The 13,585-nt window shown below is 43.4% G+C and carries 8 protein-coding genes; all 8 read right to left on the minus strand.

From position 1 onward, the window contains the following. Positions 1 to 20 precede the first annotated feature (20 nt). Complete coding sequence (locus AAEO56_RS03310; RefSeq protein WP_341695606.1) at positions 21 to 2,009, minus strand: heavy metal translocating P-type ATPase; 1,989 nt, start codon at positions 2,007 to 2,009, stop codon at positions 21 to 23. 126 nt (positions 2,010 to 2,135) lie between these two features. Further along, positions 2,136 to 3,026 carry a winged helix-turn-helix domain-containing protein gene (locus AAEO56_RS03315; RefSeq protein WP_341695607.1) on the minus strand — a complete coding sequence of 297 codons (891 nt, stop codon included), beginning with the start codon at positions 3,024 to 3,026 and terminating at the stop codon, positions 2,136 to 2,138. A 274-nt stretch (positions 3,027 to 3,300) separates the two neighbouring features. Then, positions 3,301 to 4,203, minus strand: coding sequence for a DUF808 domain-containing protein (locus AAEO56_RS03320; RefSeq protein WP_341695608.1), 903 nt, complete (start codon positions 4,201 to 4,203; stop codon positions 3,301 to 3,303). A 103-nt stretch (positions 4,204 to 4,306) separates the two neighbouring features. Further along, positions 4,307 to 5,863, minus strand: a complete 1,557-nt coding sequence (locus tag AAEO56_RS03325) for a glycosyltransferase family 39 protein (protein WP_341695609.1) — start codon at positions 5,861 to 5,863, stop codon at positions 4,307 to 4,309. Positions 5,864 to 5,964: 101 nt separating this feature from the next. After that, positions 5,965 to 7,668: a choice-of-anchor tandem repeat GloVer-containing protein gene (locus AAEO56_RS03330; protein ID WP_341695610.1), complete on the minus strand. Its 1,704-nt coding sequence runs from the start codon at positions 7,666 to 7,668 to the stop codon at positions 5,965 to 5,967. Positions 7,669 to 7,703: 35 nt separating this feature from the next. Further along, positions 7,704 to 9,452, minus strand: coding sequence for a T9SS type A sorting domain-containing protein (locus AAEO56_RS03335; RefSeq protein WP_341695611.1), 1,749 nt, complete (start codon positions 9,450 to 9,452; stop codon positions 7,704 to 7,706). A gap of 35 nt (positions 9,453 to 9,487) precedes the next feature. Continuing rightward, positions 9,488 to 11,803 carry a BspA family leucine-rich repeat surface protein gene (locus tag AAEO56_RS03340; protein WP_341695612.1) on the minus strand — a complete coding sequence of 772 codons (2,316 nt, stop codon included), beginning with the start codon at positions 11,801 to 11,803 and terminating at the stop codon, positions 9,488 to 9,490. 31 nt (positions 11,804 to 11,834) lie between these two features. Continuing rightward, positions 11,835 to 13,559, minus strand: coding sequence for a T9SS type A sorting domain-containing protein (locus tag AAEO56_RS03345; protein WP_341695613.1), 1,725 nt, complete (start codon positions 13,557 to 13,559; stop codon positions 11,835 to 11,837). Positions 13,560 to 13,585 lie beyond the last annotated feature (26 nt).

The following is a 13,585-nucleotide window of genomic DNA, read 5'->3' on the forward strand; positions in this document are numbered from 1 at the left end:
TATAATAGGATGACGGCACCCTACTTTAAATGCATTTTCTGGATCCGCACAACATTTAGTATAGCCAGCAGCGCCACGCCTACATCGGCAATAACGGCCTCCCAAAGATTGGCAATACCGCCTGCCCCGAGGGCTAGTACAACTACCTTTACGACCATGGCGATCGTAATATTCTGCCATACCACCTGTTTTGTGATCTTACCCACCCGGATAGCAGCTGTAATTTTTGAGGGCTGGTCGTTTTGGATAACGATATCAGCCGTTTCAATTGTAGCGTCGCTGCCCAGGCCTCCCATGGCAATACCGGCATCTGCCAGTGCCACTACCGGAGCATCATTTACGCCATCGCCTACAAAGGCAATGCGGCTCCCGGCATCTTTCAGAGCCTGAACCTTTGCTACCTTTCCTTCGGGCAGAAGGTCGCCATAAGCGGTATCGATTCCCAGTGCTTTGGCAACTTTATCTACCACAGCCTGCTTATCTCCTGATAACATTACGGTTTTTATCCCAAGTTTGTGCATTTGTTCAATTGCCTCCTTCGCATCTTCTTTTATCTCATCTGCAATTGTTATGTAGCCTGCATATTTTCCATCAATTGCTACTACCACTACTGTTTCGATCAGGCTGTCTACTTCTCCAGGATACGAAATGTCGTATTTTTTAAGCAGCTTTGCATTCCCAGCATGTATATTTTTATCCCCTACTTTACCTATAAGTCCGTGGCCGGAAATTTCTTCCACACCCTCTGCTTTCGCTTCAGACGCTTCCGCAAAATCGACCACTGCCTTTGCTATAGGGTGTGTTGAGCTTTTCTCTATAGCAGCAGTATGTTTAACCAGCTCTGTTTTATCTATCCCGTCAATCGTTACAACCTCCTGTACTTTAAAGACACCCTTAGTAAGCGTACCTGTCTTATCCATAACCACTACGGTAATAGCAGTCATTACATCTAAAAAATTAGAGCCTTTAAACAGGATACCATTCCTGGACGCAAGCCCGATGCCTCCAAAATAGCCCAGCGGAATAGAGACCACAAGCGCGCAGGGGCAGCTTATAACAAGGAATACCAATGCTCTGTAAAACCATTGGTGAAAGTCGTAAGGGTTTGTAAAAAAATAAGGCACAAAACAAACAAGCAGCGCCAGGGTAAATACTATTGGCGTGTAGACTTTGGCAAAACGGCTGATAAAAAGCTGCGTTTGCGATTTGCGTGCCGTAGCGTCCTGCACCATTTCCAATATCTTGCTGAGCTTGCTGTCTTTAAAAAGTGAGGTCACCTGTATTTCAGAAACCTTATCGAGATTGATCATGCCTGCAAAAACAGCCTCGCCTTTTCGCTTCGTATCAGGTACGCTTTCACCGGTTAGGGCTGCGGTATTAAAGGTCCCCGCATCTGAAATAAGCACCCCGTCAAGCGCAACTTTCTCGCCCACCTTTACCTGTATCGTTTCATCTGTTTTTATTTCCTTTGGATTTACAACTACGGGTTGGCCATCCCTGATAACCGTGACCTTATCAGGCCTGATGTCCAGCAACGCCTTTATACTCCTTTTCGCTTTGGCCACCGCGGCATCCTGGAACCACTCTCCTATCGAATAAAAAACCATAACGGCAACCCCTTCACTGTAGGAGCCAATGCTGAAAGCACCGATCGTAGCCGTGCTCATTAAGAAAAATTCGTTGAAGAAATCAAAGTGGCGGGCTTTACGCCAGGCCATACCCAGTACATTATAGCCGGCAAGCAAAAAGGCAACAGAAAAAATGGCAAGGTTAAACGGAAATTCCGGTTGGTAATCAAACCCGAATTCAAGGGTAAGCATTACTAAAAGTATAACAAAGGCAGTGAGAAGCGGCCAGTGGCTCAACCAGCTTTCTGCTTCGGGCTGCTCCTTTAAATCCAAAGTATCATGGCTGTGGTCATGTTCATGTTCGTGTTCGTGTTCGTGTTCGTTTGATTCGTGTGTATGCTCACCTGAAGGGTGTTCCGTTCTTTCTTGCTCTCTATCCATGGAATATCTTAATGGTAATTGCTATCTGTGATCGATACTATAAAGTAAAAACTATAAATGCTTTCTTACGGCAAAAAAATGTTAATTTCAGGGAAGAGCAGAGTGCGCAGCCGGATCTTTGATATCTTAAGAATTAACCTCAAGCTTATAGCCTTTGCCACGTACAACAACGATGTTGATATTGGGGTCAGGCTCCAGTTTTTTTCTAAGCTTTGATATAAACATATCCAGGCTGCGCCCCACAATAACACCTTCATCTTCCCATAGCTCTTTTTGCAGCCGGCTTCGCTCTATCGTCTCATTGGGAGACATTGCGAAAATAAGCAGCAGGCGCGTCTCGGTTCCGGTCAGGTCTATGGCTTCTTTATTTATTGTCAGTTGTTTTTCCTGCGCGTCGAACAAGGCTGAACCCAAAGGGATCATACGGGTATCCTGACCATCCTCAGGTAAGGTTTTCCGTTGCCTGGCCCTGAAAAAAATGACGCTAAGAAATGCCAAAAATGGCAGGATACCCAAAAGGTATCCGGTCTTTGCGGTAGTCAGGCCCTCCTGTTTAAATTTTATGTTGATTATGTAACACGCTTTAGGCTGCACTCTTCCTCTGCATGCTATGATATCATCTTTTTTATTTTTGGATATAGCGAATCCATAGGCCACGCCGGAGCTGCCACAATTCAGGACGTTGACAACATAATCAACTGAGAGCGGGTCCTGGGCCAACAAGCTCCTTGCGGTATTCACCAGTGAGTCCGGTTGAAAAGTGAACTCCTTCTCAAAACTGATACGGTATTCATTTTCTGCGATCTTTTTTACCGGGAGCACCCTTGATGTACTGTCTCCCGATTGTAAAAGCAGTTCATGTCCGAGCCTGCGGAGTAAAACTTCCCTTCTGGAAATATCAAAGTCGTCACTACCAGTCGTACTGAAGGCTACGCATATCACAGCGATAAACGAGAGTACGATTAATCCGAGAAGGTATTTGCGTTTCCCTGGGAGGTGATTTCGGCTATCCAACATACTGTTTATGATTTATTTACAAAGTTTACATTTTTTTTCATGATCCTGATATCTCATGCCGAGAAATATCAAAGCAGATCCACTGAAACGATCTTAATAGGGAATCAAAGTAAGAAAAAATGCCTTATATGTCCTGACTATTTATTAAAAATAAAGAGGACCAGAAATAATCGAAACTGGTAAGATCTTGCTGGATGAGAAAACCAAAAAACTGGTACGCCCATTACCTAAGCTCCAGGACATGATAGCTTTTGAAGATTATTGGTAAACCTACTTATTCGTGCTTAGCCGGCTTCCCTTTCACCAAAGCCACAATCTTTTTCACTCCCATTACGACAACAACCGCAACGATTCCCGCAACCATGCCAATGGTAAATTCTTTAAGTATCCCAGGAACTTCAGGAAGCAGATCATGGAAATAATGGATATTGTGGACGAATATCCCTCCCGAAACCATTAGCAATGCAATTGTACCAACCACCGATAGCAGCTTTATGACTATTGGAAGCAGGTTGACAAGCAGCTGGCCCAGTTTTGACAAAAGCCCTTTATTATTGCTGCGTTTCATCAGCTTGAAACCTGCATCATCCATCCGTACAATAAGGGCTACAATGCCGTAAACGCCTATAGTTGCAAGCAAGGCCACTATCGAAACGGTTATGATCTGAGTCGTTAAGTCTTTTTCCAGTACGCTTCCCAATGCAATAATTACTATTTCGACAGAAAGGATAAAATCGGTAGTTACCGCCGACCTTACCTTCTTCTTCTCTTCTTCGGCAGATTCCTCCATTACCTCAGCAGCCTCCTCTATAACTTCAACTGTTTCATCTTTATGCTTGTTGCGGTGGAAAAGGTATTCGACGATCTTTTCAACACCTTCATAGGCAAGGTAAAACCCTCCAAGTATCAGGATATACGTGATCGCTACAGGGAGGAAAAAACTCAGCAGGAAAACTATCGGCAGGATAATAATCTTGTTCAGCAAGGAGCCTTTGGTAATGGCCCAAAGCACGGGCAGTTCCCTTGAAGCCAAAAACCCGGTAGCTTTTTCAGCATTTACCGCAAGGTCGTCACCAAGGATACCCGCCGTTTTTTGCGTAGCGATCTTACTGCTTACCGCAACATCGTCCATTAAAGCAGCTATATCATCGAGAATCGCAAAAAAACCTGAGGCCATAAAAATAAGTTTAAGGCGTAAAAATAATGAGAATGTCTCTATAGATGCAAACCTTAGTGTAAGTTTAGCATTATTTTACATTACGATATCATCTTAGCGACCCTCAATGCCATTTTTCCGTTTCAACCTCCGGCTTTAAACGGGCATTGATATCGATCTTTGGCTTACTGAAAACAAAAATAGTTGTCCTGTATTCCCTTGCCAGCGGATCGGCTATAGAATCAGACTTAAAGGCAACCTCAAAAAAAGGCCCTGTTTCTGCCAGTTCGTTGCTGCTGTCTTCAAATTCTTTTACCCGGATAAGGTTATCAACCCTGGTATCAAAGTCAAACCAGTTGATATAGTCGGCATTAAATGAAACCGCCCGTAAAGCTTTGTTGCTGCTGTAATAATTTATCGCACCTGCCTGTCCGTAGTTGTCGCAAAGAACCAGTGTCCTGCTTGATCCTGGAAATTTGCTGCATGCGGCATCAACTTTTGCGGCAAGCTCTTTCCACCCCAGCATATCAGCAATATCCTGCGGCAGCACATGGTCTTTACCATCTTCCCATCGCAAAAGCCCCAGATCGCTGTAAGCCTCCTTATTTTTTAAAACGTCATCAGGGCTTTCCACTGAATAGATTACATGAAATAGCACAATATAGAAAACTATAGGAATTGCAATAAAGACAGGTTTCAGAAAGCTTTTTAATTTCGTATTTAAGATATTCCCGAGGTAAGCAGAACCGAAAGCGATATAGGCCGGGTACAGCCCCATTGCGTAATACCCTTTTGCCTTGAAAATTGTAAAAACCGCAATGGTAAATACGAACGACCAAAAGAAAACCCTGTATTTCCTGAATGGCGTGTAAAACAGCAATGCATACAACGATGCCAGAATGACCGGCATTGCGCCGATAAAAAAGAAAAACTGCTCTTTCAGGAACAGCCAGCGGCTCACGTGTACCAGCTGCGTATCGGCAAGTTCTTTGAGATGGTAGAATACCGGAAAATTATTGCAGTATTGCCATAATAGGTTAGGCAAAATGAGCAGTAGTGCCAGCACTGCTGCTATATAAAAACGTTTTTTAGCCAGTAATTGCCGGTGTTCCGTCAGTAAGACTGCAGGTATGAGGCCCAGTATCTGGAACACAATGTTATATTTGTTGAGGAAGCCCAGCGCAAATACAATTGCCCCAAACAGTAGCCATTTTTGTTGTTGCGAATTGATATACCTGATGAACAGAAAATATAATGTTGCCCAGCACAAAACGTCCAGGGAATTGGGCTGGTATAAATAATTCAGCCTTATGTATACCGAAAACAATGTGCACACAGCGCCCAATAGCAACGCGTATAAATTTCCATTCAGCTGTTGGATGGTTTTCCAGACAACAAGTAACGTCAGGGCGCCAAATAAGGCCGGGAAAAATTTTACCATATATACCGAGCCGCCCAATAATTTGATAATGTAAGACAGCCAGGATGTTACAGGGGGTACTGACAAATAACCCCACGCCAAATGATCGCCCTGGTCCAGGTGGAGGTACTCATCACGGTGGAGGTCATAATACGGGTTGACGAGAGTGTACTGCAAAATGAATTTTGCGAGGATAAACCCCAACAGCAGCAATGTCCTTTTTGACATCATTCGGGTATATAATACTTTTTCCTCTGCCATTAAAATTCGTTAAGCTATGCCGGGATCCTGTTACAGCCCGGCTTTGCAAATAAAAGTAATTTCTTAATAAGAGCAGGAAAATAGTATAAGCAAAATTTAAACTACTCCTTTATAAATTTGCCTAACCAGTTCCCCTTATCCGTTTGTAAAACTACATTATAAAGCCCCGCAGCAAAGTTAGCAGTATTGATACGGGCATTATTATCCTTACTTATAAAAACTGCCTGGCCAAGCATATTGGAGATCGTATATCCCTCTATCTTTAAATTACCGTTTTCCGGCAATTTTATATTCATGACGTCTTGGGCAGGATTCGGGTACAAGGTAATTAGCTTATTATAAGCAGCCATCTCATCAATGCCCAGGCAGCCAACATTAACATGAAGTACCATGGTTACTGTTGTACCGCATTCGTTTACCATCTCACAGGTATAATTACCGGAATCGGAAGCTGTACTATTTGATATGGTTAAAACACCTGTTGTTTGCATTGGTACAATTTCTCCATCCTTTTTCCAGGTATAGGATGATGCATTAGTGTTTTGTACATCAAAAGTAAAAGGTGAATTTACACAGGGAGTAAACGTATCAACATCAAAAAAATGGTAGGACGGTTTGCGGCAGATCTCTATCAGGTTTAAGGGTTTGTAAAAAGTTGATATATAGGTGATCACATTAGTAACTGCATCATATTTGAATATATTTCCATCCACGGCAATACCTATAAAATGGCCATTACTGGTACGCATTAAAAACTGAGGATATCTAATTGGAGTAGTACACAGATTTAAATATTGTTTTACTTCGAGTACATTGGTATCAGCAGTATATTCATACAATGTACCAAAGTTATTGGTTGGGTCACAGCTTTGTGAAGCACCACCTTCTTCACAGATACCATATATTTTAGCATTGTCGCCAATAACTAAATTTAGAGGATATGCACCTATCGTAGGAAAGTCGAAGTCAATTTTTTTAGTATACGCATCGGTGTCGATATTATATTCAAATAGTGTACCTCCTTTTAAATTATCTGGATCGTTGAATTCATTTATGCCACCAGATCTACAGGTTCCATATAGTTTACCAATACTTGCTTCAACTAATTGATTTCTGGGCCCGGCTCCTTTAAGTTCCCGTTGGGGACACGTAATTGAATGTGCAAAACTTACGTTATTGGTTACAATATCATATTTGATAATATTTCCCAGATAAGGTAAGGGTGAAGTAATGTTTTGACAATAACCTCCATATGAAACGCCATAAATATACCCATTAGATGCTTTCATTAATTCACCGGTCACAATGTTTTGATAAAGTAACGGGTTTGAAAAAGTCATACTTTCGGTAACGATATCATAATTATAAATTCGATTCAGAGTAGCACCACACAATATTCCAGGAGTAGGTTCTATGACACCAATTTCAGGCGTTGTGTAGCCAATGTTGTCAGAACCAAAATAATGTACGACTCTGTATTTATTAAGTATTAAATCATATTCAAACAATACACCTGCATTTGCGATAGTCACAACAGGTCCGGTTTCCCCACCAACTACAGCAGTGCCATACAATTTTCCGTTACTAGCAAGAAACAATCTGCCTAGGGGTCGATACCCCTGTATGGAGTCAAAATCGTGCATCACTTCGGAATTTTCACCATTAATATCAAATTTTACAATTTTACCATAGTTAAAAGGAAACCCAGGGACATTCACATAATCACCATCGTTTACACCCCAAAGCTCTTTTTGGGCATTGACATTGATCCAGGCTAATAAAAAAAGAAAGATAATTTTTTTCATAAGTTTGGGTTTTATCGACCTGTATTTATTTTTATCTACTCCTTCACAAACCTCCCGTTCCACGCTCCCCTATCGGTCACGACGGCGATCTGGTAGACCCCCTGGCTAAGTGAGGCAACATGGATAGCTGTAGTATTCCCAGTGTTGCTGTACACTACTTGCCCCAACATATTGGTAATTGAGGCCTTTTGTACCTGAATATTTTTATCAGCCGGCATTCCAATATTTAGTACGCTTCCTGTAGGGTTAGGATAGAGCCTGACCGCGTCTTTCATGCCGATAGCCTTATCAAGGCCCAAACAGGCTTCTATCGTAAGCTGCAAGGGCGTAGTTACTGTAATTCCGCACTCGTTGGTCATGGTACAGGTATAAATACCTGTGTCGGCTACGCTTAAGCTGTCGAAAGCCAGTACTACCGTTGTTTGCGAAACCAATGTCACCGAGCCTTTTTTCCATTGGTAGGTGGTGGCATTGGTATTCTGTATATCCAAAGAAAATGCCTCCCCTTCACAGATCACCAACGAAGCCGTATCAAAAGCGTGGTACGAAGGCTTGCGGCAGATCTCTATCAGGTTTTGGGTTGAGGCTTGATCGCCAAAGTCACTATAGGTTAAACCGTCCGGAAACTGCAACGTATTTGAATTGATGTTGTATTTGAATAAACTGCCGAAAGCAATATTGCCCATTAGATCGCCTGAAGTTAATTTTATTATATTTCCCGGATTGGATTGAAAAGGCAAAAATTCGGTTAGTTTTATAATATCATTCGTTGTGGGATCGTATTCAAAAAGCGTTCCTGTTTTATTGAAAAGACCTGAAGTTGTTCCACCTCTAAATGTATCACCACCCTGGTTACAAACGCCATATAAATTACCATTATCTCCCAGAACAAATGAGCCAGGCCTAAAACCCAAAGAGTTGAGTGGATCAAAAGTGAATTTTTGTGTTAAGCCATTTGTTACGGTATTAAATTCAATGATACCCCCAACAGAAATAACAGATCCTTCACTTGGTATGTACAAATTAGAATTAGTCATAAAAAATATTTTATTTGGTAAAGCTTCTACCATGCTATATCCTCCAAAAGCATTAATTGTGGAAGTGCTGCCACAACCAAAAACAGCCACTCTTTGTGCGGTATTAGTAGCCGTATTTATTTTTATAATACTACCTTGATTTGGCAGATCTGCCCCTGTGCCGGTACATGGATATGATGACGCCGAAACCGCGTACACAAATCCATTGGATGCTTTGATCATATCGCTGTAAATAAAACCCATTGCTTCTAACGAATAGGTTTGATCCAGGGATGTGACTGTTTCTGTAGCAATATCATAGACATAAAAGTTTCCCCATCGTGTCCCTCCATAAAGTTTATCCGGAATAGGTTCTATCAAACTACTGGTGGGATTTATAGTAACATCTGTTGGACTGGTCGAATTAAAATAATGTACCACCCGGTACGTATCAAAAGTCAGATCGTATTCATAAAGTACGCCATAGCCATCCTGTTCGTAGGTAGCGGTAGTACTTCCAATGCCACCATAAGCGGCCGTGCCATAGAGTTTGCCGTTGCTGGCCAAAAATAATTTGCCCATTGGTACTTTTCCGGTAGTGTAGTTAAAATGATGTATGGTCATGGCATTTTCACCATTCATATCAAATTTTACAATATTGCCTTGCTCGCCGGCAGGATAAGGAGTTTGTTGTGAAACTCCCCAAAGTTCTTTTTGGGCATTGACATTGATCCAGGCTAATAAAAAAAGAAAGATAATTTTTTTCATAAGTTTAGGTTTTATCGACCTGTATTTATTTTTATCTACTCCTTCACAAACCTCCCGTTCCATTCTCCCCTATCTGTCGAAACCACGATCTGGTAAATACCTTTGCTTAAAGAAGCAACATCAATAGCGGTTGTATTCCCTGAATTGAATACCGTCTGCCCCAGCATATTGGTTATGAAAACCTTGCGCATTTCAATACCTTGTGGCAAAGAAAGGTTCAGGATATTTTGTGCCGGATTTGGGTACAGCAGTACTTTTATATCTTTATTGAAATCCTCTGTTGAAAGAGGTTCCGATAACGGCCCTTCCTGTGTCTTGGCATACAGCCCGATTGTTCCCGGCCTGGTCAGTTTAAACTCTACAAACGAGTAACCGCTCTCGGAACCCGAATTGAACGGGATGATCTTCTCTGCATTGGGCAACATGTATGTACCGGCTGACATGCCCGCAACTACACCCGCGGCAGTGGCATTATCCGACCGGAACCATCCGGCATCTGTAATATCCCCCGTTGGAGATGGTGTAACAGCAATATTCGTAAACTCGGTAGTAGAATAATAAACCCTTACAATGATGCCGCCATTATCAGGATAATTGGCAGCATCGGTTATTGAAACCAGGCGATTGCCCACCCGTGTGCTGTTGGTGCCATTGCTTTTCTGGTAATACCCTTCCGCCGAAGTTACGCCCGTTGGCAGTGCCCCAATACTATTGTTGTTGATTACTACCGATGACGGCGATATGGTGTTGCCGTTCTCATTTATAACAAGCATTTTCCGCGCCCTGTTCGATGGTTTGGCCCAGTTGTAGTTGCACTCCGTAGGCGCTAATGTGGCCGTTGTGCCCGATGCCGCCAATAGCGGTGTCGAAGCAGCCAAATTGGTATCGCCCACTATCGCCCACCCCTTGCCGCCGCTTGCTACAGGGAGCGTTAGGTTTGCACGGGCCGCGGCACCGTCATTGCAGTAATATAATCCTGCTGCACCCATGCTAAGTCCATTTGGCGCGGCTTCACTAAAACCAACAAGTGTTGCATCATAATTGGCCACACTCATGCCGCAGTTATCGAATATACCGCCGAAAAAGCTATTGAGTACGGCATTGGGGTTAAGGTTATCTGCCCAGGCCGCCATATTTTGGTCAAAGGAGGTCGCCCCTTTAAACATCGCCTCCATCTGGGTGCCTGCAGAAATGTCCCACCCGCTTATATCCTGGTTGAACGACGTGGCATTATGGAACATGAACAGCATATTCCAGGCGGAAGATACATCCCAGCCGCTTATGTCCTGGTCAAAGGCAGCAGCATCTTCGAACATACCTGCCGTCGACTCCACATTACTCAGGTCCCAGTTGCCAATAGGCTGATCGAAGTTCGTTGCTCCCGAGAACATGGATGCTGTACTTGTAACAGATGAAATATCCCAGTCGCCAATAGGCTGGTTGAAGGATGTAGCATTGCGGAACATAGCCTGAATAACGGTCACGCCGGTTGTATCCCAGTTGCCTATAGGCTGGTTGAACGCGAAGGCCTCGTAAAACATACTGTCCATATTAGTTACGGATGAAATATCCCACCCACCTATGTTGCTGTTAAAAACAGATGCTTTAGTGAACATATAGCTCATGTCGGTCACTAAAGATGTATCCCAGTTGCTGATATCCTTGTTAAACGCCGTAGCCCCATAGAACATAGAGCCCATATTTGTTACACCCCCTGTGTCCCAGTTCCCAATGGGCTGGTTAAAAGCTGCTGCACTGGCGAACATGCCGTTCATGCTGGTAACATTTGAAGTATTCCAGTTGCCGATATTCTGGTTGAATACACCTGCACCGCTAAACAATGCTGTCATATCGGTAACATTGGAGGTGTTCCAGTTACCCATACTGGCAGATCCTGTCAGTGCGTTGCAAAATGTGAACATAAATGCCATATCGGTCACCCCTGTGAGGACCGGTATGTCGGTCGCAGTGACATTCATTTCATAGCAGCCATAAAAAGCCCTGTTAAAACTCTTCCAGGCAATGTTGCCCCATTGGGTCACTTTCCGTAGCTTAAAGCGTTCGCTTCCATAGTTGATGTAGATCCTGGGGAAATTGCCGGTGATCTTCACCTGGTATGCGGTGTTATAATCCAATCCCGTGAACATCGCATTGCCCGTTACTCCTGTCAGGGTCGTGATAATAGCAGAAGGGTTGCTTAGCGGGGCGATTGTAGCGGTATAATTATAGCCGCTGCCCGTTGTGGGTACAGTGATCGATGTTGATGCGTAGGTATTCCATTCCGTAATAAACTGGCCAAAGCCGGAGTAGGAACAGAGCAGGATAATGCCAAGAAGTATTTTAAATTTCATTGTTATTATGATTTATGTTGTGTATAGCAAATTATTGTTTAATGAACTTTTCATTCCGGTCTCCTTTGTCCGTTGTAAGCAAAAGCTGGTAGATGCCTGTGCCTAAAGAACTGATATCGATAGCCATTGTTTTTCCGGCACTTGCATAAACTGTCTGTCCTATCATATTGATTATCGAAATTTTCTGTATTTCAAAATCCGGGTTATCGGGCAATTGCACGTTAAGAATGTCTGTAGCCGGGTTCGGGTAAATCTTAATATTATTAAAAGCGGACATAGCATCAACACCCATACAGGTTTCAACAGTCAGCTGCAAAGGCATGGTTACAGTAGTACCGCATTCATTGGTCATGGTACAGGTGTAAATTCCTGTATTCGCCAGCGTAACACTTTCAAAGCTTAGTATTCCTGTTGTTTGCGAAGGCACTATCGCCGAGCCTTTTTTCCAGACATAAGTGGCAGCATTGGTGTTGTGTATATCGAATGAGAAAGAATTGCCTTCACAAACTACAAATGATGAAGTTTCAAAGGATTGATAGGCGGGCTTCCTGCATATCTCGATAAGGCCTTCAGAACTGTAGGGCATGCCCGGTGTAGTTTTTCGGTTCACTATACCGGTAATGGGGTCAAATTGATAGTGCCCGTATACATTAGCGCCATACAGGTTCCCATTCGATCCCATTAGCAATGAATTTATTGGGGTCCTCACCTGGTCATCCTGAATATGATCAAAAACATGCAGGACAGTAAGAGCCTGGGCAGTAAGGTCATATTCAAACAATGAGCCATCTCCGTTAGGATAGTTACCGGGATTATAGGAGAGTCCTGTCAAAGCCCCGTAAAGTTTGTTGCCAATTTTGATTATCGGTGTCGGGTGGCAACCGATGGTGGTATAATCAAAATCATACTTTTTTTCCACGGTATTTGTGGCAATAGTATATTCGTAAATAGTTCCGCTCCCATCCGGTGCCACACCCTGCGGCCCTACATGCTGGCCGCCTCCGGCTGTGCCGTATAGTTTGCCTGGCGCGCCTTCAACGAGTTTTGTACCAAATACAGGATTCCTTACGTCATTACCCTCAACAGTGCCAAAGACATACGACTTGGTAAGCTGCCCTGTGGCGATATTAAGCCGGTAAATACCTCCGGGGAAAGGCGTGTTTGACGATGATGGCGCCATACCGGCGGTCGCATACAGGTAGCCGTCAGATGCTTTCATTAACTCACCGTTTAGCGTTGGCTGGCGGGTGCCCAATTGATAAGGGAATACGGGGATGGTTGCAACAATGCTGGCCTCCTCCGTGTCAATATTATATTTAAAGATCGAAGCTGCGTTGTTCGTTGTGCCATAGAGCACGCCGGGTACAGGCTCTATAAGCCCGAAAAGGCTGCCGTACCCACCATTAATTATGGTATTGTTCAGCACCCTGTACTGTTGCAGTACAGGGTCATATTCGAATAATACACCGAGAGGTATGTCCTGTCCGCCATCGGAGATAGCAATGCCGTATAATTTACCATTAGAGGCTTCAAACAACCTGCCACTGGGATACTCCCCCGTCAGGCCGGTGGCATCGAAGGTATGCATCACCTGTGTGTCCGCTGCAATGCCGTCAAGGGGGACTTTTATGATCTGGTTCTCACCCTGGCCGGTCTTCAGGTAGCCCCAAAGTTCTTTTTGGCTGTAGGCAGGCAAAATGATAAATAAAAGGGCAAATAACAGTTGGCCGCTTTTGTTCTTAAATAATATATTCATAGGGTATAATTGGTTTATTTCCTGTA

The sequence above is a fragment of the Flavobacterium arundinis genome (assembly GCF_038289855.1).
Classification (GTDB): domain Bacteria; phylum Bacteroidota; class Bacteroidia; order Flavobacteriales; family Flavobacteriaceae; genus Flavobacterium; species Flavobacterium arundinis.